This is a genomic window from Xenorhabdus griffiniae (genome assembly GCF_015163655.1).
GTDB lineage: Bacteria > Pseudomonadota > Gammaproteobacteria > Enterobacterales > Enterobacteriaceae > Xenorhabdus > Xenorhabdus griffiniae.
In genome coordinates this window covers 1-22880 of the sequence record NZ_JADEUF010000062.1, presented here as the reverse complement: position 1 = coordinate 22880, position 22880 = coordinate 1, and the positions used below count along the sequence as shown (strand labels likewise).

Here is a 22880-nt window from a genome sequence, read left to right as displayed (position 1 = left end):
CTTACCGATTCGGTTTGTTGACAAAATCGACATTTCACTTCTACCGTTGCCATCTGATTTCCTGAAAAAGTGAGGAGTATACATGAGAAACAACAAATTGAATACGTGACCTAATTCTTTAATATTGAAGCTAATTCCTGTGGCACATGTCGATGCTTCTATAGCGGTTTGAGTCAGTGTTCACTCTAACTGGAAATATTGCTCTGCAGCATGGTCATGCATTTTATTAAGTTGGTCATGAGCCATGACAACAAAGAGAAAAACATACCTCACTTTATTTTTAGTGAGGTATGTTATTTAAAATATTTTATAAACAATACATTATGTAAAATGACGATATATAAATAATATTATCATTTGGATATTAAATATATTGATTCATAAGGTTTAATTTTAATTTCATGATCTACTGTTGCCGGTGATGGATAATTGCTCATCAATACCTGCCATTCTTTGCTTAAAAGTGCCGGTTCTGGAGACCAATGTTGGGTTTCAGCGCTTAGGTTTGCAATGACCAGCAAGGTTTGATCTTGCCAACGACGCAGATAGCACCACAACGAAGGATGTTCTGGCAGCAGATCCAGGTAATCACCGTATGTCAGAATGGGTTGTTGCTTTCTCAATTTAATCAAATTGTGGTAGCAATAGAAGACGGAATCTTCATCCTGTAATACGGTTTCGGCGTTGATCTTTGGATAATTACTGCAAGGTGCAATCCACGGTGTTCCGGTGGTAAAACCCGCATTTGCTGAATCATTCCACTGCATGGGAGTTCGGCTGTTATCACGGGATTTCTGCGCCAAAATTGCCAGTATATCCTCTACTTGCATACCTTTCTCAATACGCTCTTGATACATATTCAGGCTTTCGATATCCCGATAATCCTCAATACGCGTAAAGTTAGGGTTTGTCATACCCAGTTCTTCGCCCTGATAAATATAAGGCGTGCCCTGCATACCATGCAGTACCATTGCCAGCATTTTAGCGGATATTTTGTGGTACTGATGTTCATCACCAAACCGAGAAACAATGCGCGGTTGATCATGGTTACACCAAAAAAGTGCATTCCAGGCTTTTTGGTGCATACCCTGCTGCCATGTTGAGAAAATCTTTTTCAGTTCAACGTAATCTGGTTTTGCCTGAGTCCATTTTTCTCCATTTGGGTAGTCAACTTTTAGATGGTGAAAATTAAACGTCATGGACAGCGTCGTTCCATCCAGGGCTGCATAGCGTTGGCAGTTCTCAAGGCTGGTGGATGACATTTCACCAACAGTCATCAATCCTTTCGGCTGGAAAACATCACGGCTCATTTCTTGCAAAAACTCGTGTATCCGCGGGCCATCGGTGTAGAATCGGCGGCCATCGCCGTGATCATCGTTAGGATAATCTTGCTGTTTTGAGACAAGGTTAATGACATCCAGACGCAAGCCATCAACGCCACGATCAGCCCAGAATTCACAGATGTTCTTCAGTTCCGCGCGAACCGGTGCGTGCTCCCAATTTAAATCGGCTTGCTCAACCGCAAACAGGTGGAGGTAATATTGTTGACTCTCTGTATGCCATTGCCACGCATTACCACCGAATTTGGATTTCCAGTTATTGGGTAGAGAATCTTCAGAACCATCCCGCCAGATATAAAACTGGCGGTAAGGGCTATTAATATCCTGTGCCGCCTGGAACCACGGATGTTGGGTTGAGGTGTGATTGAAAACCATATCCAAAATAATGCGAATGCCACGGCGATGGGCATTTTGCACCAAATTATCAAAGTCCTCCATACAACCATAATCAGGATTGATGGCACAATAATCAGCGACATCATAGCCATTATCAACCTGCGGAGAGGGATAGATTGGGGTGATCCAAATGGCCTCAACACCGAGACGCTGTAGATAATCCAGCCGTTGGGTGATCCCGTTGATATCTCCCGTACCGCTACCGGTACTATCTTGAAAACTTTTTGGATAAATTTGGTAGATAACGCTATCCATCCACCATGGTTTTTGTTCCGTCATAAATAGATACCTACAAAATTAATTGGCCTGTTCATTGGGTAAGAGCGCTTTGCGTTCATTTCTACGATAAGCCAGAACGGTCAACAGGAATGGCACAGCAATCGCGATGAGCATGGCAATCAGATAAACCATCCAGAACTGCGGCTTGATAGAAAGAATGCCTGGTATTCCGCCAACGCCGATACCATTGGCAGTGACATGGTTGAGCCCACAAACCAGTCCAGCCAGAGCTGCACCAATCATTGCGCAGAACATGGGATAACGGTATTTAAGGTTGATACCATACATGGCAGGTTCGGTGACACCCAGATAGGCTGAAATTGCCGCAGGAACGGAAATTTCGCGTTCTTTTTGTTTCTTACTTGCCCAGACAATGCCGACAACGGCAGAACCCTGAGCGATATTAGATAGTGCAATAATCGGCCAGATTGGGGTGCCTCCGGTACTTTGGATCATTTGCAGGTCGATAGCCAGTGTTGTTTGGTGTACACCTGTAATAACTAACGGTGCGTAGAAGAAGCCAAACAAGGCAGCTCCAATAGGCGCAAAGCTACCCGTCATTAGACTTTTAACAACCCAGGCAACACCATCACCGATAGCACGTCCGGCAGGGCCTATCAGGGCGTGGGCGAGGAGGACGGCCAAGACCAGAGAAGTCACAGGGACAATAACAAGATAGAGATAGTCTGGTACCCATTTTTTCAGTCGCGTTTCAATCCACCCCAACGTCAGGCCAGCTAACAGGGAAGGAATAACTTGTGCCTGATAGCCGACTTTAGAAATTGTAAACCAGCCGAAATTCCAGACTTCGGGCGTTTGTTGCCCAAGCAGGTAAGCATTCATTAATTGCGGGGAAACCAGGGTAATGCCGAGAATAATCCCCAGAATGGGTGTTCCCCCCATCTTTTTGACGGCAGACCAACAGATACCTACAGGGAGGTAGAAGAATACGGCTTCACCGATTAACCAGAGAAAATCATAGACACTCTGCCAGACCGGGTAGAGTTGTGCGAGCGATTTGCCTTCACTAAACGGGATATCCCCGATCAGGTTACGGAAACCGAGGATTAAACCACCGCTGATGAGGGCTGGCAGTAATGGGAAGAAGATCTCAGCAAAATGTGAAATTGCATTTTCATACCATTTCATATTTTGGCGAGCAGCTTGTTTAACTTCTTCTTTATTAACAGATTGTTTCCCTGTGGTTTCAAGCAGAGCTTTGTAATAGACATCCACATTCGTGCCAATCACGACCTGAAATTGTCCGGCATTCGTGAAGCATCCCTTGACCATTGGCAATTCTTCAATGGCTTTGGCATCGGCATTTTCTGGTGTATTAAGAACAAATCTGAGGCGGGTGATACAATGACTGACGGAAGCGATATTCTCTTTACCACCAATCAAGGTAATAAGATTATCAATATCCTTTTGGTTTATTTGTTTTTTTTTCATGCCTTTTCTCCTTGGTGTGGCAGGAGTTATAAATGATGGAATTTTGCGATTAACAGAATGATTACACTCGTGATGAGATAATGAATAGACTGAAATAATAGCAGCTCAATCCTAGACAGATTTTTGCATTTTGAATATGAAAAGTTGCTTCGTTTGAGTTTTAGATCACATTTTGGGCCATTGATTTGAAATTAAAGGGTTTTTTATATTCATGCTCCTTATTGTTATCGGGTTTTTAGTTTTTTCGGTAATTAATAGATGTGACTTATATACCAATCTCACTTCAAGATGCGTGTGATTTCTCTCCGCTTCTCGGGGAGAAATCAGGTTTTAGAGTGTGTTGTAAATTGCAACTTGAAGTTTAATGCGTTTATCGGTTAGTAAAATAAAAAGGGCTTTATCCCCTTATCGGATCAGCGCTTGGATTCTGCGCCCCGTGACGGCGCAGAATGTTATTCAATTCGATGATATCAGTGTGAATGGTGTGGTTGGAAAACCAATTCACGGAAATTTTAATCTGTTATCTATTGATTTTGCGTGAATGAGGCATTGCTCTCCATAAATACCAATAATTTATACTCCATATGATTGTTGGTATTAAAGCTATAACGAAAGCAAATAGTAAGCTTTGTAATCCACTATTGATCAGGTAAACCACAGGCGTATATAAGAGACTTGAAAAGTATACCCCTAATGTTGTGATAATGAGCGCGAGATAAAATTGGTTAAATTTAAATAGAATGATATGTGAAATTAATAAAAATAGGCATGGAATGGTAATTAAATAAGACAGGGCTGGTATTTTTATCGAAAGTATTGCACAGAGTAATCCAATAAAAATAAAGGGGATCTGCCTGTAAGATTTTTTTATATTACGATTCATCTGATTGTGAAAAAGATGTTTCCCCCAGAATAAACAAAGAATTAAACTGCTGATACCAAGGGCGATGGTGACATTAGGCGAGATGATAACTAAACCGTATATGGGTAATGGAAAGTAAACTGCGTCTTTATTATGTTTCAGTAGTGTCATATCTTGCTGTACGACAAAATAATAACCCACTTTTCTCACGGTATTTTGGTATTGAAACAAGGTTTCAGGGGAAAGATTTTCCAGCGTATCGCTCATTCTGTGATAATGTTCGAAGCCTTGCACAACGGCAAAATTCAGCCCTGCTATCCCTTTTTCTTTAAATACCGTGTAATCAGTATCGTTCTGTAAAATATCATATATCAAAGGGGTAAATGAGAATGCTGTGACGTTGCTTAAATGCTTATTTAATGCCGTCATCAGCGCATAAGGTTGAGCCGAGGTTTCAAATAATACAGGAATACCATGATTCCCCCTTGCTTCAAAATTCAAAACAAGTCTAATCGATTGTAACTCTTCAGCGGTCAATTGGTTGGCAAAATAATTTGCGCCTAACAAACCTAGCTCTTCACCATCGGTGAGCAAGAAGATAACATTATTTTTTATCGTCGTTACCCGGGTCAAATCTCGCATTAGCTGCAATATGGACGCAACAGCCATGCCATCATCACCAGCGCCAGGGGAAGTCCCCACACTGTCATAATGCGCGACAATCAATATTGTGTTTTTAGCGGCAGGAGAAGTTCGTTTGGCAATGATGTTGGTGCCGTAAGCGGCATTTCCCTGTTTTAACCCTGAGCGGATGCGTACTTCTTCTTCAAAGGTATTAGCGCCGACTCGTGCTAATTCTGCATCAAATGCGCGGCGTTGGTATTCATCAAGCTGTGAGTAGATTTTTTTCTGACGTGCAACCAGTTCATCAACAGTGAACAGGAACGGTTGTTCGACAACAGGGTATCCCATTGCCTGAATTTCGGTGAGTAAATAGTGGCGGATCTTTTCTTGCTGGGTGGATACTGTAGGATGTGGTTTCGCTGCAATGATGCTTAACGCTTTTTGTACATTTACATATCCTGTTTCTTTAGTGGGTAAGGTGGTCATCATTGTTGGTTGTACCATGCCGACACCTTGATATACAGATAAACCCAGAACAACGACTAAAATCAGGCTCAAAATGATACGAGTCATGTTGTTTCCCCAATGTTGTCAGTAGGCTGCGTGATAACAGTTTCTTGGCAAGAACAAGCACTGTCACACGCAGTGCTAATACTTAGCTCATTTTTACGTCCATTAAGGTTTCGATAGCACCACTTTGTAATAATCGCTGCATCTTAGGAACCACTTTGGTCTTTTGGTCAATTGGCAGAACATGAACGCCAGAACCCAGAAATACGGGAATGGTGGTAATGAACAATTGTTCCAATTCACCTGCATTGGCAAAACATGCAGCTGTTTTTCCTCCTCCCACAACCCAGACATCTTTGCCTTTTGCTGCCAGTCTTGCCTTGGAAGCGATGGATTTAGGAGATTCTTGGGTGACTACCGCATTGATCCCGACAGGAACGGATAGTTTTCTTGAAGAAAGAATAAATGACGGAATATCTCTGTAGGGCCAGTCATCCGCTGAATTTTTCATGATCCATTCATAAGTTTCAGCTCCCATAATGGCCGCGCCAATTCCGCGGTAGAAATCATCATACGGGGTGGCATCATCGCCAAGTGTGAATTCATAGAGCCAATCCAACTCGTGGTTTTCCGTTGCGATATAACCATCCATTGTTGCAGCGACATAATAAATGAGCTTTGACATCATTTTTCCTCATAGTTACACATTACAATTAAAACTTTGGCTAATTAACCCTGTTTGACAAGTAAAAAGATTCATTAATTAATACCAGCCAATTTAAATAGCGTTTCAAAATGATAGGCGTATTCCAGCGGTGTATGCGCGCTCTGTTTCGAGAGGTTTGGTTGCGCTATTTCCATTACCAGATGGTACTTATCGCATCAGCATTGAAGATAATCAAAGAATGGATTTGCCGGTCAAGCAACCTGTTACCAGAGAAGAGATTGCGAGTAGTATGTCTGCCATTTTGGGGCAGGATTTTGGGTTAGGCGATATTTTATGGAGTGCACGTTACAGAAGTAAACAGCGGTTAGCGGAACGGTATCGAGAGGGAAAGATCTTCCTGCTTGGTGATGCGGCTCATACCCATGTTCCTGCTGGTGGTCAAGGGCTTCAAATGGGGATCGGTGATGCGGCCAATTTAGGTTGGAAATTGGCTGGCGTTATTCAGGGAACTTTATTGCCAGATATTCTGGATTCCTATGAAAACGAACGCAGGCCGATAGCAAAAGCGGCATTAAAAAATACAGACTTACTGTTTAAATTCAATACAGCGACAGGTATTTGGGGGCGAATGGTGCATTGGATTGGCGTGCAGGCAACCAAAATTCCCTATATCGAGAAAAAAGTTGTCAGGATGTTGGCTGGTGAAGATGCTCAATATCATTGCCTGCGACAGAAAGGTGATCATAAGCGAGTTGGTCAGCGTTTACCGCATGTAGTGCTGCGTCATGCGGGACAGGAACGTAAGCTGACAGAAGTATTGCGGGAAAGACAGTTTGTCTTAATACACAATCATGCACCCAGACTGGTATCTGCACTGCAATCATATTTTCAAACCGCTGCTCAACAATTGACGGTGGTTGAGATAATTTCTCCTCAGAAACTACTGCGAGATGGACAGGCGACTATCGTGAGACCTGATGGCATTGTTTTGTGGTTGGGGAGTGATATTACACAGGCAAAAACACGTTTAGAGAGTTGGATAAATCGTTAGCGTAATCGAATATCCTCACAATATTTTTTAGTTTTGGCGAGATAAGCGCGATCGGGGCAGATTGTTGTTTACACAAATCTCCCTAAAATGGGGTTTTTGTGTATAGAAATAATTGCTATGATCAATATCTATACACATAACACCCTTTAAGGGGGTGTCAGAGTGGAGATAATGAAATGGATAGGATCACAGCAATTAACAAGTTAGATGAGTTCAGCAAAATGGGAAGAGCTATTTTCCTTTTACAAGATTTGGAAGTCATCTTTGCTGACGAACCTTCCCGGACATTGCAAAAATCTATTGATCGCCTCGTCAAAGCTGGGCTGTTACTTCGCATTACCAAAGGCGTTTATGCCTAACGCGGGCCAGTATGGGAAGCTATCCTCTGGAAACTATCGCCAAAATATCCGACGAGGTGAATATAATTACATCAGTCTGGAGTCAGCTTTATCGCAATATGGGCTCATCTCACAAATTCCCATTGATCGCCTGACCATTATGTCTACTGGCAGAACAGGAGAGTTTAAAACACCGTGGGGAGTTATTGAAATCACCCACACTAGCAGAAAGCCTAACGAAATTCTGAAAGCAACATTAGAAAGCCGTGGGCCCCTGCGTATCGCAAAAAAAGAGACGGCTTTGCGTGACCAAAAAAGAGTAGGTAGGAATATACATTTAGTGCAGCTGGAGGAACTCGACTATGTCATATGAGACTCTGCCTGATACGGCAATCAATCGCTCGCAGGCGACAAATTTCCTGCTTGATCTGCTTAAAGAATGGCATTTTGCTTGGTTAGATCTAAGAACAGTCATCACCATGAGTAAAACAATTATGCGAACCGCGATGGTAGATAGGCAACCATTAGAAAAATGGAGTCGTGGGCGGTGTGTTCTGCTGGGTGATGCTGCGCACCCGATGTTTCCGGTTGGGGCAAATGGTGCAACCCAAGCTATTATTGATGCAGAAACTCTTGCCTATGCGCTATATGAATACCCTGATTTCGAATCTGCAATCGCGGCATATGAATATGTTCGTATACCTGCCGTCTCTAAAATTGTCATGGCAAATCGTAAAATGAATGAAAGAGATCTGATGCTCCGAAACCTCAATCCCCAAGAGCGTAGTCAAGAAATTGCCATGACGACGACCAATTACGAAACCGAAACGATTAAAGAGATGTTCGGATTCACGCCGTATAAAAACGCAGGACTTTTGTGAATCTCCTAATAGGCCCCTATTTCACTGTACAACCCGCCAAAACGTCGGTAATACGCGGCGGCGGGTTGAGGTAATTGGCCAATGGTCGTTTCGCAGCATTCACTGACATAGCGTGTTGCGGCAAGGCCAATGTGCTGATAAATATTGATACACAAATGACGGGCAATTTGCCCTTCCCATTGCGCGGGTAGCAGGGCATCAGGCAGCTGTGGGTCGCGCAGAACGATACGGCGGTAAAAGTGGATGAGCAGAAGACGCAACTGGAAACAGCGTCTTGGCGTTAGGTCAGCCTCATGACAATCCCGTAGCAGTGTCATCAACGGACGGAAGGAAACAATAAATTCGTGATAATGCTGTGATATCTGTTCCAGTGACCAATTGATAGAGACGAGTTCTTTCAGGCTCCGTTCTGAACGTGGGTAAGGATAATCAGCACGGAAATAAATGACAGAATCGCTGGCGTTGAGTTCCCCTAACAGTGAGGGAATATCTCTTTGGGAATGACTTGGTGCGGCCATCAGGGTACGGTTAAATTGTGCGAAACCGAGCCAGTTCAGCTCTTTTTTTAAGCGTATACGCTCGTTTTTGGCGGTGCCTTCCAGTAGCAGCAGATCCCACTTGCCATCCCATTCTGGCTGTTCACTGAGATAGATTTTATCCTCTGCATGACGAAATTGATGCATCCCCCGCTCGGCGATGCGGTAATAACTGCGTCGCCCTAGTTTTTCTACTGTAAGCCACCCCTCTTTTTGCAGCCTGAATACAGCTGTTCTCACAAAACGGTCACTAAACCCCATCGACTCCAGCAAGAAGCTCAAACTACCAAGCCAAACCTCACCGCCACGGTGACTCAGGGCATCCCCATATAAGGAGATGATCAGCGATGTTCCGCTGATAGGCTGTGCATTGAGAGCGTGTTGGATAAAATCGTCAAGTTTATGTGTCATAGTTTCGGTGATCTGGCTCAAAAGTGTGTCATAACATTAGCATAACTGTATCAATGGGCTTAATCGATACGCTTAGAAAAATCCCTTTAAGGCGACATACTATTGGGAAAAATACCATTGGAAAAAGGTGCCACCGCTGTTTCATATTATTTAAATTGCGATGGCGAAAGGTTTATTCGCGTGGTCGGTTGTCGATTACCCGTACTGCTTTACCTTCTGAACGTGGAATGACACCATAATTGACAATACTGACATCGGTGTTAAGCCCTACTGCCGATTTTATGTGATGGCGCAATTGATGACAGAGATTGCAACGTTGTTCATCGCTCAGCAGATCTGGTTCTTTCAATTCAACTTTGATTGACAAGCAATCATGATTGCCCTCGTGGTTGATTTCTAATTGATAATGCGGTGAGAGTTCCTTGATATGCATGATCTGTTCTTCTATCTGTGATGGAAAAACATTGATGCCACGAATAATCATCATGTCGTCGGAACGGCCGGTGACTCTGCTTATGCGCCGCATATTACATGCCGTACCAGGCAATAAGCGCGTCAGATCGCGGGTGCGATAGCGGATCATAGGCATGCCTTCTTTGCTCAGGGTAGTGAGAATGAGTTCTCCGGTTTCACCGTCTGTCAGGTTATTCAGGTTGTCAGGATTAATCACTTCCGGGTAGAAATGATCTTCCCAAATGGTGGCGCCGTCGGCGTATTCCAGTGATTCCATAGCAACGCCTGGCCCCATCACTTCGGACAGGCCGTAGATATCCAACGCCTTGATGCCCATGCGTGTTTCAATTTCAGTACGCAAGGTGGTTGTCCACGGTTCTGCGCCAAAAATACCAATACGTAAGGAACATGTGCTGGCATCCCCACCCATCTGGCGCTCCAGCTCATCCAGTAAAGTCAGGCAGTAAGAAGGCGTTATCATAATGATGTCAGGTTTGAAATCCACAATCAGCTGAGCTTGCTTTATGGTGTTACCGCCAGATACCGGGATGACAGTCGCTCCCAAGCGCTCAGCCCCATAATGTGATCCTAATCCTCCTGTGAACAGGCCGTAACCGTAGGCGATGTGAACTTTGTCTTTGGCACTTACTCCGGCAAATCGCAGGCAGCGGGCGATCAGCGCTGACCAATTGTCGATGTCCTGTTGGGTATAACCCACCACGGTTGGGCGTCCTGTTGTGCCGGATGAAGCATGAATGCGAACTATCTGTTCCATTGGGACAGCGAAGGTATCGAAAGGATAATGCTCCCGCAGATCTTGTTTGGTGGTGTAAGGAAATTTGGTGATGTCACTGAGTTGCTTGAAATCACTTGGATGGACACCGGCTGTATCAAATTTGTGGCGGTACATGGGAACGTTGTTGTAGGCGTGGTTTAGGGTCCATTTCATCTGGTTAAATTGCCATGCCTGAATCTCATCACGTGAAGCAAATTCAATGGTATCCAGAGATTGTTTGGCGGGTTTTTTTAGGTGTTGTACGTTGTTGTTCATAGTTTCCTGTCCTTTTGTTGGTTTGTTTGTAACAGGTTGTTTTTGTGGTTATGTGTGCGTAATGATATACAGGTGTTGGTGAAGTCAGGTTACTGTGTATCAGTTTGTTGTTGTAAAAATAGCTGCTATGAAACACGTTCAATAATCATGGCGATGCCTTGTCCTACCCCAATACACAGGGTGCACAAGGCGTAACGTCCGGCACGTCGCTCCAGTTCAAGCGTGGCTGTCAACGCAAGGCGGGCTCCGCTCATACCCAGAGGGTGCCCCAGTGCAATCGCGCCTCCATTCGGGTTCAGGTGTTCTGCATCATCTGGTAACCCCAGTTGGCGCATCACAGCCAGTGCTTGTGCAGCGAAGGCCTCATTCAGTTCAATAACATCCAGTTGGTTTAGGGTTAAGCCGGTGAGTTCCAGCACCTTGCGAGTCGCAGGCAGTGGCCCGATCCCCATGATACGTGGCTCAACACCACATGTTGCCGTTGCGATGATACGCGCCCGTGGTGTCAGGCCGTGGCGTAAGGCTGCCGTTTCTGAGGCGATGATCAGTGCTGCCGCCCCATCATTGACACCGGAAGCGTTACCCGCGGTGATCGTACCGTCGGCACGGAATGGGGTTTTGAGCCGTTGTAATTGTTCGAGCGTCGTTTCTGGGCGGGGATGTTCATCCTGTGAAATGACCGAAGCTACGCCTTTTCTGTTGGCGGGAGGCAGAGTAACAGGGAGGATTTCCTCGGCCAGTAGGCCACGTTGTTGCGCTCTGGCGGCACGTTGCTGGCTGCGCAGGGCGAAGGCATCCTGATCATCACGGTTAATTTGAAACTGGGCGGCGACATTTTCTGCCGTTTCTGGCATGGAATCTGTGCCGAATTGCTGTTGCATCAGCGGGTTAATAAAGCGCCAGCCAAGGGTGGTATCAAAGATCTCAGCTTGCCGGCTGAAAGCACTGTTTGCTTTGGCCATTACAAAAGGAGCGCGGGTCATCGATTCAACGCCACCTGCCAATATCAGTTGGGCGTCGCCGGATTTAATACTGCGAGCGGCGAAGGCGAGTGCATCGAGGCCTGAGCCACATAACCGGTTGACTGTCGTACCAGAGACTGAATTTGGTAGCCCTGCCAACAATAGTGCCATACGTGCGACGTTGCGATTATCTTCTCCAGCCTGATTGGCGCAACCGAGGATCACGTCATCAATTTGTTCCCAATCCAACGCTGGATAACGCGTCATCAATGCCCGTAACGGCAGGGTAGCCAGATCGTCAGCCCGCAGGTTGGATAGCGCACCACCATAACGGCCGATAGGTGTGCGGATACCATCACAGATAAATGCATGGTTCATGATTGCTCTCCCTGACGGTTTGGCTGGTTCTTTTTCAGCGTATTGTCAGAAATAGGATGACTGAGACGATAGGAGTAACCACGGAAAAAAGCTACAACTTTACCGTTTTGGTTGATGATCTCCACGTCGTACAGGCCAGTATTTTTACCTTGATGCCGAACAGAAGCGGTGGCGATCAGTTGATCACCCACCAATGCCGGACGGATAAAATCAATGCTGCCACTGGAAGCGACGGCGGCTTTCCCGTCGCTGTTACAGGCATAGGCGAAAGCGGTATCCGCCAGGCTGAACAGAATGCCACCGTGACAACTTTGATGACCGTTGAGCATATTGGGTACGATTTTCATACTGAGTCGGGCAAACCCGATATCGATATGTTCAATCTGCATCCCCATATTTTGAGCACAGGCATCCTGGGCATATATAGCTTCAACGTAGTGGCGAGCCGCGTTAGCATTATTTTGCATGATCATCCCCTTTTTTGCGCTTTTGGGGCTGCAGGAAAGGGAGTTGAGTATGTCCCGCCGCGAGTTGGCGCAGTAAAGGCGTTGGGCGGTAACGGGGTTCCCCATAAAACTTCTGCAAGTTTTCCAGTGTACTGAGAATATGTTTCCAACCCAACTGCTTACCCCATGCCAGCGGGCCGATGGGGTAATTTACACCGTGGCACATCGCCAAATCGATATCTTCAACGTTGGCAATGCCTTTATTAAAGGCATCCAGTGCTTCGTTACACAGCATGGCAACGGTACGCATGGTTAACAAAGCGGGATAGTCTGGCAAGAGAATGACCTGTTTACCGAGGGATTGCAGAAAACCGATCACCTTTGCGGTTTGTTGAGGCGTATTCTGGCAAGCAGCACTGAGTGTAATGATAGAAGCCGATTGGTGATTGACAGAAAGGTCAAATTGCACCACGGGTGCCCTGACTTCGTCGGCAATCTGGGCGCAGGTTCTCCCTTTGGTCAGAATCAAGAGAATGTCATCAAGCTGCAAGGTCGGGGAGTGGAATCGGTCATTTTTGTTTTCTTCGAAGATGATTCCATATTGCTGTAACAGCGCAACCAAGTGCGGCAATGCCACCCAATTTCCTGTCGCTTTGATTCGCATCGGTTGTTTTGGGGTTTTGGTGTGTTTCGGCGCGATTTTAGGTTGTGGCTGGCTCTCTTTTTTTCCACCGTTTCCTTTTATGTCATAGACGTAAAAACCACGACCGCGTTTGCGTCCAAGATGATCGGCATCCACTAACTCTTTTTGCAGCAGCGAAGGTTGGAAGCGAGGATCGCCATGGAAAGCATGGAACAGGGATTCCGTCACGGTGTAGTTAATATCATGGCCGATCAAATCCATCAGTTGTAATGGCCCCATCGCGAAACCACCAGATTCTTTGAGAATGGCATCCAGTGTAGCGGGAGTTGCAACCTGTTCTTCCAGTGCACGCAGGGCTTCAGCGTAGAATGGACGGGCGATGCGATTGACGATAAACCCCGGCGTAGAACGGCAAATCACAGCTTGTTTTTTCCAGCCAGTCACGAGGGTTTTGAGTGTTGTCACGGTTTGGGGGGAAGTTTCCAGACCTTGAACGATTTCCACGAGCTTCATTAGAGGGGCTGGGTTGAAAAAGTGTAGCCCAGCCATGCGCTGTGGGGCAGACAGGACACGGGCAATGGCGGTAATCGACAAGGATGAAGTATTGCTGGCAAACAGGGTTTGCTGTGAACAAATGGATTCCAGTTGCTGGAAGAGATCCTGTTTAGCTGCCAGTTGTTCGATAATGGCTTCAATCACCAGCCCACACGGTGCTAACGCATGTAATGAATTCGCCTGAGTGATGCGTTGTAACAGGGTTTCTGTTGCACTGGCTTCGGCTTTGCCTGCTGCTACACGTTGATGCAGGCGGGTGCGTAAATTATCCAGCGCCTGACTGACCGCTTCGCTGTTGCTGTCAAACAGCAGGACGGAATGTCCTGCCTGAGCCGCAACCTGCGCAATGCCGATGCCCATTGTTCCCGCACCGATAACGGCTATGGGGCCGTGGAGGTGAGGCGTGTTCATGATCATTTCCCCTTGAACGTTGGCTGGCGTTTTTCAATGAACGCATTGACGCCTTCACGGAAATCTTCGCTATGCCCGCACAGGCGTTGTAAATCTCGTTCGAGATCAAGTTGTTGTTCCAACGTATTGGTTGCGGCTGCATAGGTGGCTTGCTTGATGCAGCTAAGGGCTAAGGTAGGTTGGGTAGCAAGGTGTCGGGCGAGCTTCTGGGTTTTGTCTTCCAACTCTTCAGGCTCAACAACTTGCCAGATCATGCCCCAATCCAGTGCTTGTTCGGCGCTGATTTTGTCGCCCAACAGTGCCATCCCCATCGCCCGCGCCTGCCCAATCTTATGAGGCAGGAAGTAGCTACCGCCAGAATCGGGTGTCAGGCCAATGCGACAGAAAGCCTGAATAAAGCTGGCAGCACGGGAAGCGATAACGATGTCACAGGCCAGGGCAAGGGAGACACCGGCACCCGCCGCTACACCGTTGACGGCGCAGACAATGGGCTTAGGCAAGGAAGTCATACGCCGGATTAGCGGGTTGTAGTAGCGTTCAACGGATTTGCCAAGATCAGGGATATCGCCATCAGAAATGATGGCATTGCGATCGTTTAAATCTTGTCCGGCACAGAAGCCGCGTCCGGCTCCGGTGAGCCGGACACAACGTACGGACTCATCTTGTTCAGCAATATCCATTGCCAAACTTAATTGCTGGTGTAGCTCCTCATTAAAACTATTGAGGCATTCTGGACGGTTGAGAGTAATGCTAAGGACACCTGCTTGTATATCGGTCAGTACCGTTGACATGTTTTCCATCGATCAGAACCCCTTAAAGGTTGGTTTACGTTTTTCCAGAAAGGCGGTGATGCCTTCCTGACGATCGGTTGTGCCTGCCAACGTAACAAAGTGCTGGCGTTCGGCGAGTAATCCTTGTGACAGGCTGGTTTCTTGTGCGGTCTTGAGAGCTGCCTTGGCCGCCCGCAGTGCTAAGGGAGAAAATTCACTGATGCGTTGTGCAATCTGTACTGCACGTTCTAATGTCAGAGCATCAGTGCAAACTTCGCTGACTAGCCCCGCTTCCCGGGCGCGATGAGCATCGATAGCTTCGCCGGTTAATACCATCTGGTAAGCCAATGCCTTGCCGACGCTGCGGATGAGCCGTTGCGTTCCCCCCGCCCCTGGCATCAGCCCCAAGGTGATTTCTGGCAGGCCAAAGCGGGCGTTTTCTCCACAAATCACCAAATCACAAGCCAATGCCAGTTCGCAGCCAGCGCCAAGTGCGTAGCCATTAACGGCAGCGATCAGAGGTTTACTGATATTATTTAAACGTTGCCATAGCTGTGGACGGCGATCAGTCATGGCTGTTGCAACGTTCTGTTGCTGTAGTTCTTTCAGGTCGGCACCTGCGGCAAAACAGCGTTGTGATCCCGTAATAACAATGGCGCCTGTATCGTTATCCGCATCGGCGAGTTCCAATTGCTGTACGAGTTGTTCCAGACAGTCATTACTGAGGGCATTGCGTACTTCTGGCCGATTTAGGGTTAATATGCGTACCCTTTGCTGCTCCTGACATAAAATCCATTCCTGATTCATGGTGGCTCCTCAGACATCAAAATCGACAACGACGCCATCGCCTTTCGGCCATGACTGGCAACTTAAGATATAACCGGCAGCCAATTGATCGGGTTCGAGGCTGTAATTCACCCTCATATCCACGTCACCGGCTTTAAGCTGGCATTTACAGGTAGCGCATACCCCGCCTTTGCAGGCGTAGGGTAAATCTGCGCCTTGGCGTAATGCGGCATCGAGGATGCTGTTATCTTCGGCGTGCATGGCAATGTTGAGGGTACGGCCATCCAGATGGATCTCAACGCGGGTTTCACTGCGTTCTGCAAGATTGGCAGGGCGGGAATTTACTGTAGCTTGTCCGGTATTGAAACGTTCACTATGGATGCGTTCAACGGGTATCCCCGCCTGCTCCAACGAAGAATGGGCCTCATCCAACATGGCTTCGGGTCCACAGAGAAAAGCGTGGTCAAATTGGGTAAAATTGAGCAGGGTTTTGCCAATGTGGTTTAGGTGTTCAGTATCAATACGTCCGTTAAGTAATGGGCTATCGGTGGATTCCTGACTGAATAAGTACAGCACTTGAAAACGGCTCAGGTAGCAATTTTTGAGATCGGCCAGCGTTTCTTTGAACATGACAGAGCGACTGGTGCGATTGCCATAAATAAGCGTAAAAGTGCTATTAGGCTCTAATGCCAGCGTACTTTTGATGATCGATAAAATGGGCGTAATACCCGAACCGGCGGCGATAGCCAGATAATGTCCCTGCTGGCCTTGATTGGGGTGATGGCCAAAATTGCCTTGTGGTTGCATAACTTCCAGCTCATCCCCGACTTTTAATTGTTGGTTGATGAAGGTCGAAAAGCGGCCTTGGTGTATGGCTTTGACACCAATTTGTAATACATCATCCAATGGTGAGCTACAGATGGAGTAGCAGCGGCGTAGTTCTTCGTTATTCACTTTCGCCTTGAGTGTCAGGTGTTGGCCGGGGTGATAGCAGAACTGTTTTTTCAGCTCATCGGGAATATGCAGGGTAACGACTACAGCATCTGGCGTTTCTCTTTCAATGGCGGCAATGCTTAAGCGGTGAAAGCCATGTGAGCGTGTTTGATGCAAAGTGGACATCTTACGTTCCTCTTAAGTGCGTCCTCGTTAAATGCATTTGAAATAATCAAATGGTTCCCAACAATCCCGACAGCGGTAGAGCGCTTTGCAGGCAGTGGAACCGAATTCGCTGATTTTTTCTGTTGCATGGTTGCCACAGTACGGGCAGGTGATGGGTTCCATATCTGCCGTTTTTTCGCAAACTAATCCTTGAGGCGGAGCAATACCGGATGCTCGCAAACGTTGTTTGGCATCTGCATTTATCCAGTCTGTGGTCCACGCAGGGTGCAGGCTCACTTCGATATGTACGGGAGAGAAGCCGGCTTGTGCCAGTATTTTCTTAATGGTTTCGATCAGGTATTCCGTCGCAGGACAGCCGGAATAGGTTGGGGTAAATGTCACCCGCCAGCCGTTTTGTAATGGGGTGACGGCCCGTATCATGCCGAGATCAGTAATAGAGAGAGCAGGAAGTTCTGGATCGGCAATTTGGTGCAGGCATTGCCAGATTTGATGAACTTCCGGCGGCTGTATCTCTGAGTAAAAGCGAGTATTGTATTGCTGTTCCATGATCACCTCCCATTACCCTCTGTGTTCTATCCGTTTTGTTACCAGTTGCTGTTGGGGTAGGTACGTTGCAGGTATTGCATTTCTGCCAACAGGTATCCCAAATGCTCCGTATGCAGTCCTTGTTTTCCACCTTGCCGATAAGGGGCTTCCTGTGGCATTTCTAGCGTGGCTTCGGTGAACGTTTCGTTGATGATGTGCAGCCACGGTTCATGCAGGGTGCGCGGATCAATGGCAATGCCTTCTTCTGCCAGTTGCTGTTCTATTTCGTCGCAATAGAACAGTTCGCCGGTAAAGCGCCACAGTTGATCGATCGATTGCTGGATTTTTTCGTGACTCAGTGCCGTTCCATCCCCCAATCTGATCATCCAGCCTCGGCTAAAGCGCAGGTGATATTCCACCTCCTTCAACGACTTGGCACTAATGGCCGCCAACTGGGGATCACGGCTTTGTCTCAGCGCCTGATGCAGCAAGACATGATAGGCATCAATAAAAAATTGGCGTACCAAGGTGTCGTTAAAGCCGCCATTAGGTTGTTCCACCAGCAGCAGATTGCAGAATTCGCGCTCATGACGCCAAAACGCCAGATGATCTTCATCCTGCCCTGTTCCTGAAAGGGTGGCGGCATAACTAAGGAAATGGCGTGCTTGGCCCAATAGGTCGAGGTCGATATTGGACAGGGCAAGGTCAATCTCCAGTTCTGGTGCATGTCCACACCATTCGCACAAGCGCTGTGCCAGAATCAGTGGGGTATCCCCCTGACGAAGTACATATTTGAACAGGGCGTGGTTTAACAGGGAATGATTGGGGGATGAAATGCTGGGTATATTCATATGCCGGTTCCCTACATATTCTTGATGCCATCAGGGATGATGTAGAAAGTCGGATGACGGTAAATCTTGTCCTCCGATGGCTCGAAAAAAGCGCCGCGATCTTCCGGTTGTGAAGCCACCAGATAGATGGATTTCACCACCCAGATGGAGCAACCTTCATTGCGCCGAGTGTAGGCATCGCGTGCGTTTTCCAGCGCCATTTGATCGTCTGCTGCGTGGAGGCTGCCGACGTGACGGTGTGCTAGCCCCTGTTTACTACGGACAAAGACTTCATACAGTGGCCAATCGGTATCGTTCATTGAGTCCTCCTTCCGATGTTGTTCAGGTCATGCACAGCACTAAGCAGCGCGCTTTTTGGCCGCCATTTTTCTGGCGTGAACAGAAGCCGCTTCCCGTACCCAACTTCCGTTTTCCCAGGCCCTGCGTTTGGCTTCCAGACGTTCGTGGTTGCATATCCCTTGCCCTTTCAGTACTTGATAGAATTCATCCCAGTCGATTGCACCAAAACGGTAATGTCCTGTTGTTTCATCCCAAGCCAACTCAGGATCGGGCGCTGTCATACCCAAGGCTTCCAACTGGGGGACGGTGTTGTCGATGAATTTTTGCCGCAGTTCATCATTGCTGAATCGCTTGATTTTCCATGCCATGCTTTGGGCGCTGTTGGGAGAGTCACTGTCATTGGGACCAAACATCATCAATGTCGGCCACCAGAAGCGGTTAATGGCATCTTGTAACATGGTTCGTTGGGCTTCGTTGCCATTCGCCAGCACTGTGACTGCTTCATAACCTTGCCGCTGGTGGAAACTTTCTTCCTTGCAGATTTTGACCATCGCGCGGGCGTAGGGACCGTAAGAGGCACGGCATAAGGCAACCTGGTTGACAATCGCTGCGCCATCCACCAGCCAGCCAATCACGCCAACATCGGCCCAACTGAGGGTGGGATAGTTAAAAATCGAGGAATATTTCATCTTGCCATCCAACAACTTTTGGTAGATGTCCTGACGGGAACAGCCCAATGTTTCAGCGGCGCTGTAGAGATACAGTCCATGCCCGGCTTCATCCTGGACTTTCGCCAGCAATATGGCCTTGCGACGTAATGTAGGGGCACGGGTGATCCAATTGGCTTCCGGTAACATGCCGACGACTTCTGAATGTGCGTGTTGGCCAATCTGACGTATCAGGGTTTGGCGATAGGCTTCGGGCATCCAATCTTTAGCCTCAATAGAGAGATCTGCGGCTATTTTTGCTTCAAAGCTCGCCTGAAATGGATCAGTTGTCATATGCGACTCCATTATGATTCTTATTTTTTGATATAAGACATAAAAATGAATCACTTTTTATAACTGTAAATCTACAAACTGGTAACAAAAATAGCAAACACAAAATTTGTGCATTTGCTGTTCATGTCACAATATTAATTTTAAATCCTTATAAAACAATTGATTAATCATTTTTATTTGGCGGTGGGATAAATATTAACAAGTGATTGGGTGGAAAATGTTTGTATTTTGTTAATTTCGTGGGTGGTTTTGTCAATCATATATGTGATACATAAATGGCATTCCATTACTTAATGATTGTTTCATTGGTTAAATCGGTGGAGAAAAAAATGCAACAGTTAACGAGTTACATTTGTGGTGCCTGGGTTTATGGGCAAGGCAATCCCAGAACCATTCATCATGCAGTAAGCGGCGAAGCTTTGTATCAGGTATCTTCAGAAGGTTTGCCATTGGCAGAAAGTTTAGTCTACGCCCGTGAAAAAGGGGGAAAGGCACTGGCTGCGATGACGTTCCAACAGCGTGCGCAGATGATGAAAGCAGTTGCAAAACACCTGCTCGCCAACAAAGAAGCACTGTATGCCATTTCCACGGAAACAGGTGCAACCCGTGCGGATAGTTGGGTGGATATTGAGGGGGGCGTAGCAACACTGTTCTCGTATGCAGGATTAGCAGGGCGAGAATTGCCGGATGATACCTTGTGGCCGGAAGATGAGATGATCCCACTGTCTAAACAATCCCAGTTTGTGGCACGCCATGTGTTGACTTCCCGCCCCGGTGTTGCACTGCATATCAATGCGTTTAACTTTCCGTGTTGGGGAATGCTGGAAAAATTGGCACCAACGTGGATGGCAGGTATGCCAGCGATTATCAAGCCTGCCACCGCATCCGCCCAACTGACACAGGCGATGGTGCGAATGATCATCGATAGCGGCTTGGTGCCGGAAGGGGCACTGCAATTGATCTGTGGTGGCATTGGTAATCTGTTTGATCATCTTGATTATCAGGATGCTGTGACGTTTACCGGTTCGGCACAAACGGGACGGAAGTTGCGTGTCCATCCTCGACTGATAGAAAAATCCATTCCTTTTACGATGGAAGCGGATTCGCTTAACTGCTGCATTTTAGGTGAGGATGTGACACCAGATATGCCGGAGTTTGGCGTTTTCATCAAAGAAGTGGCACGCGAAATGACGGTGAAGGCCGGCCAGAAATGTACGGCTATCCGACGCGTTATTGTGCCTGCCAGACAAATGGAAACGGTTAAACAAGCGCTACTTAAGCGGCTGTCTGGTGTGGCTGTTGGTGATCCTACGTTGCCCGAAGTGCGCATGGGGGCGTTGATTAATCGGGAACAGCGTGACGAGGTGCAGGCGAAAGTCGACGAATTGCGCACTAGTGGTTGCGAGGTTTTATGTGGTGGTTCACTGGATAAATTGGTGCTGACAGGCAATAGCAACCGTAATGGCGCCTTCTACCCGCCGACGTTGCTCTACTGTGCAGATCCAATGACTAATCAGGTGGTACACGGTACAGAAGCCTTTGGGCCGGTTGCCACGTTAATGACGTATCAGGATACCGAACAGGCGATTGCATTGGCGATGATGGGGCAGGGGAGTTTGGCTGGTTCATTGGTGACGGCAGATGAGCAGATTGCCGTACAGGTGATCAGGGCGACAGCCTGTGCGCATGGCCGTATGTTAGTGCTGGATGAAGCGGCGTCTGCGGAATCCACGGGACACGGTTCCCCGTTGCCTATGTTGGCACATGGTGGCCCAGGGCGTGCCGGTGGCGGCGAAGAGTTGGGGGGCTTGCGTGCTGTGAAACACTATATGCAGCGCACAGCGATTCAAAGCAGCCCAAGTATGCTGGCAGCGATTGGTCGTGAGTGGGTTCGTGGCGCGAAAGTGAAAGAAGAACCGATTCATCCATTCCGCAAATATTTTGAACAAATTGAAATGGGTGAAAGTTTACTGACTGCTCGCCGGACGGTGACGGAAGCGGATATCGTGAATTTCGCTTGTCTGAGTGGCGATCATTTTTACGCTCATGTGGATAAGATCGGCGCAGCTGAATCCTTGTTTGGCGAGCGGGTAGCCCATGGTTATTTTGTCGTATCGGCTGCTGCGGGTTTGTTCGTTGATGGTGCCGTGGGGCCGGTACTTGCCAACTACGGTATGGAAAACCTGCGTTTTATTGAGCCGGTCAAGATTGGTGATACCATCCAAGTGCGTTTGACCTGCAAGAAGAAGATTAAGAAAGTCCAGAAGACACCAGAAGATAAACCCCATGGTGTGGTGATATGGGATGTGCAGGTGTTGAATCAGGAACAACAGCCGGTGGCGCTTTATAGCATCCTGACGTTAGTGGAACGGCAGCAAGGGGATTTTATGGCTTAGGATAAGCAAGAGCCTGAGGGTATTTGTCAAAGGCAAGGGGCAGCGGTAATCCTCAGGCTGAATTTTATCGGTAGCATATGTGAGTTGTAATGTTCGGAATAATTCTTCTAATGTCGCTCGCAGATAACTCGTTTGACTAACTGTACAAAATCAGCCTCTTCAATTTTCACAGATGATATCCTCTTCAACTAAGTGCGTGTTTAATCTTTTTCTAAAATTCTTGGGCCGGCTCCATCTTGTCCAAGGACATCATTCGGATTACGTAAAGGACACTCTGTTAACGAAAGGCATCCACATCCAATACAATTACCTAAATTATCTCGTAATCGGATGAGTTTTTTGATGCGTTGATTCAGAATATCCTGCAATTGTAAAGAAAATGTTAGCCATTGTTCGGCTGTCAATTGACTATCAGGTGGAAACTGGTCTAGTGCTTGTTTTATTTCTTTCAGAGAGATACCTGTGCTTTGTGCGACTTTGATGATCGCAATATAGCGCAATACAATTGAAGGAAAACGGCGTTGGTTACCTTGATTGCGTGAACTTTTGATTAATCCTTTCGACTCATAAAAATGGAGGGCAGATATAGCAACTCCGCTACGTTTTGATACCTCTCCGATAGTTAACGCCCGATTAAAATCAATGGGATTATCTTTTTCCATATCGATGAACCCTAATTTAACTTTAGGTTGTATACTGCACTGCTTTTTATCATTTGAAAAAAACCGTGCCTTTTCGCTGAAAATTGAGTGTATACCAATCTAACTTCAAGATGCGTCTTATATCTCCCCGCGTAGCGCTGAGGAATCCCCAGAAAATAGACAAGCATAGCGTTGTGTGATCTACTGATTGTTCCACCAAGTCAATAGGGTCACTGCTATGCCTGCACGTCAAGTATGCCATAACT

At 47.0% G+C, this 22880-nt stretch carries 20 protein-coding genes and 1 pseudogene; 4 read left to right on the top strand and 17 right to left on the bottom strand.

The window, feature by feature from the left end:
- Positions 1 to 353 precede the first annotated feature (353 nt).
- From treC to IQ211_RS11195, 4 genes are all read right to left on the bottom strand, one after another.
- Complete coding sequence (gene treC / locus IQ211_RS11210; protein ID WP_189760315.1) at positions 354 to 2015, bottom strand: alpha,alpha-phosphotrehalase; 1662 nt, start codon at positions 2013 to 2015, stop codon at positions 354 to 356.
- An 18-nt stretch (positions 2016 to 2033) separates the two neighbouring features.
- Positions 2034 to 3467, bottom strand: coding sequence for a PTS trehalose transporter subunit IIBC (gene treB, locus IQ211_RS11205; protein ID WP_189760314.1), 1434 nt, complete (start codon positions 3465 to 3467; stop codon positions 2034 to 2036).
- A gap of 520 nt (positions 3468 to 3987) precedes the next feature.
- Positions 3988 to 5526 carry a M28 family metallopeptidase gene (locus IQ211_RS19585; RefSeq protein WP_223281759.1) on the bottom strand — a complete coding sequence of 513 codons (1539 nt, stop codon included), beginning with the start codon at positions 5524 to 5526 and terminating at the stop codon, positions 3988 to 3990.
- An 82-nt stretch (positions 5527 to 5608) separates the two neighbouring features.
- Entirely contained in the window at positions 5609 to 6148 is a 540-nt protein-coding gene (locus IQ211_RS11195; RefSeq protein ID WP_189760313.1) for a dihydrofolate reductase family protein, read from the bottom strand.
- Positions 6149 to 6278: 130 nt separating this feature from the next.
- On the opposite strand from IQ211_RS11195, the gene IQ211_RS19975 reads away from it, so the two are divergent.
- The 3 genes and pseudogenes from IQ211_RS19975 to IQ211_RS11180 all read left to right on the top strand — a co-directional run bounded on the left by IQ211_RS19975 (position 6279) and on the right by IQ211_RS11180 (position 8400).
- Entirely contained in the window at positions 6279 to 7181 is a 903-nt protein-coding gene (locus IQ211_RS19975) for an FAD-dependent monooxygenase (protein WP_282885549.1), read from the top strand.
- Between the two features lie 176 nt (positions 7182 to 7357).
- Positions 7358 to 7892 (top strand): annotated as a pseudogene (gene abiEi, locus IQ211_RS11185) (type IV toxin-antitoxin system AbiEi family antitoxin).
- Positions 7882 to 8400: an FAD-dependent monooxygenase gene (locus IQ211_RS11180; protein WP_189760312.1), complete on the top strand. Its 519-nt coding sequence runs from the start codon at positions 7882 to 7884 to the stop codon at positions 8398 to 8400. The pseudogene abiEi and the gene IQ211_RS11180 overlap by 11 nt, the downstream one beginning before the upstream one ends.
- 5 nt (positions 8401 to 8405) lie before the next feature.
- Here the strand turns inward: IQ211_RS11180 and paaX are convergent, their stop codons facing one another.
- The 12 genes from paaX to paaA form a co-directional block, all read right to left on the bottom strand.
- Entirely contained in the window at positions 8406 to 9347 is a 942-nt protein-coding gene (gene paaX, locus IQ211_RS11175) for a phenylacetic acid degradation operon negative regulatory protein PaaX (protein WP_189760316.1), read from the bottom strand.
- A 172-nt stretch (positions 9348 to 9519) separates the two neighbouring features.
- Positions 9520 to 10851, bottom strand: a complete 1332-nt coding sequence (gene paaK, locus IQ211_RS11170; protein ID WP_189760311.1) for a phenylacetate--CoA ligase PaaK — start codon at positions 10849 to 10851, stop codon at positions 9520 to 9522.
- A gap of 125 nt (positions 10852 to 10976) precedes the next feature.
- The gene (pcaF, locus tag IQ211_RS11165; RefSeq protein WP_189760310.1) at positions 10977 to 12191 is read right to left on the bottom strand and encodes a 3-oxoadipyl-CoA thiolase; all 1215 of its coding nucleotides are present in this window, start codon (positions 12189 to 12191) and stop codon (positions 10977 to 10979) included.
- Positions 12188 to 12664 carry a hydroxyphenylacetyl-CoA thioesterase PaaI gene (gene paaI, locus IQ211_RS11160; protein WP_399478255.1) on the bottom strand — a complete coding sequence of 159 codons (477 nt, stop codon included), beginning with the start codon at positions 12662 to 12664 and terminating at the stop codon, positions 12188 to 12190. Before paaI ends, pcaF begins: the two co-directional genes overlap by 4 nt.
- Entirely contained in the window at positions 12648 to 14246 is a 1599-nt protein-coding gene (locus IQ211_RS11155) for a 3-hydroxyacyl-CoA dehydrogenase (RefSeq protein ID WP_189760308.1), read from the bottom strand. Before IQ211_RS11155 ends, paaI begins: the two co-directional genes overlap by 17 nt.
- 2 nt (positions 14247 to 14248) lie before the next feature.
- Positions 14249 to 15046, bottom strand: a complete 798-nt coding sequence (gene paaG, locus IQ211_RS11150) for a 2-(1,2-epoxy-1,2-dihydrophenyl)acetyl-CoA isomerase PaaG (protein ID WP_189760307.1) — start codon at positions 15044 to 15046, stop codon at positions 14249 to 14251.
- Between the two features lie 3 nt (positions 15047 to 15049).
- Complete coding sequence (paaF, locus tag IQ211_RS11145) at positions 15050 to 15823, bottom strand: 2,3-dehydroadipyl-CoA hydratase PaaF (RefSeq protein WP_189760306.1); 774 nt, start codon at positions 15821 to 15823, stop codon at positions 15050 to 15052.
- A gap of 9 nt (positions 15824 to 15832) precedes the next feature.
- A complete protein-coding gene (gene paaE, locus IQ211_RS11140) occupies positions 15833 to 16921 on the bottom strand; it encodes a 1,2-phenylacetyl-CoA epoxidase subunit PaaE (RefSeq protein ID WP_189760305.1) in 1089 nt (362 codons plus the stop codon).
- 27 nt (positions 16922 to 16948) lie between these two features.
- Positions 16949 to 17467 carry a 1,2-phenylacetyl-CoA epoxidase subunit PaaD gene (paaD, locus tag IQ211_RS11135; RefSeq protein ID WP_189760304.1) on the bottom strand — a complete coding sequence of 173 codons (519 nt, stop codon included), beginning with the start codon at positions 17465 to 17467 and terminating at the stop codon, positions 16949 to 16951.
- A 38-nt stretch (positions 17468 to 17505) separates the two neighbouring features.
- Complete coding sequence (gene paaC, locus IQ211_RS11130) at positions 17506 to 18297, bottom strand: 1,2-phenylacetyl-CoA epoxidase subunit PaaC (protein WP_189760303.1); 792 nt, start codon at positions 18295 to 18297, stop codon at positions 17506 to 17508.
- Positions 18298 to 18308: 11 nt separating this feature from the next.
- Positions 18309 to 18596, bottom strand: a complete 288-nt coding sequence (gene paaB / locus IQ211_RS11125) for a 1,2-phenylacetyl-CoA epoxidase subunit PaaB (protein WP_189760302.1) — start codon at positions 18594 to 18596, stop codon at positions 18309 to 18311.
- Positions 18597 to 18635: 39 nt separating this feature from the next.
- On the bottom strand, positions 18636 to 19577 hold the full coding sequence (gene paaA / locus IQ211_RS11120; protein ID WP_189760301.1) for a 1,2-phenylacetyl-CoA epoxidase subunit PaaA: 942 nt from the start codon (positions 19575 to 19577) through the stop codon (positions 18636 to 18638).
- A 329-nt stretch (positions 19578 to 19906) separates the two neighbouring features.
- Between paaA and paaZ the strand changes: the two genes are divergently transcribed.
- A complete protein-coding gene (paaZ, locus tag IQ211_RS11115) occupies positions 19907 to 21973 on the top strand; it encodes a phenylacetic acid degradation bifunctional protein PaaZ (protein ID WP_189760300.1) in 2067 nt (688 codons plus the stop codon).
- A 200-nt stretch (positions 21974 to 22173) separates the two neighbouring features.
- On the opposite strand, the gene soxR is transcribed toward paaZ, so the two are convergent.
- On the bottom strand, positions 22174 to 22635 hold the full coding sequence (gene soxR, locus IQ211_RS11110) for a redox-sensitive transcriptional activator SoxR (RefSeq protein WP_189760299.1): 462 nt from the start codon (positions 22633 to 22635) through the stop codon (positions 22174 to 22176).
- Positions 22636 to 22880 lie beyond the last annotated feature (245 nt).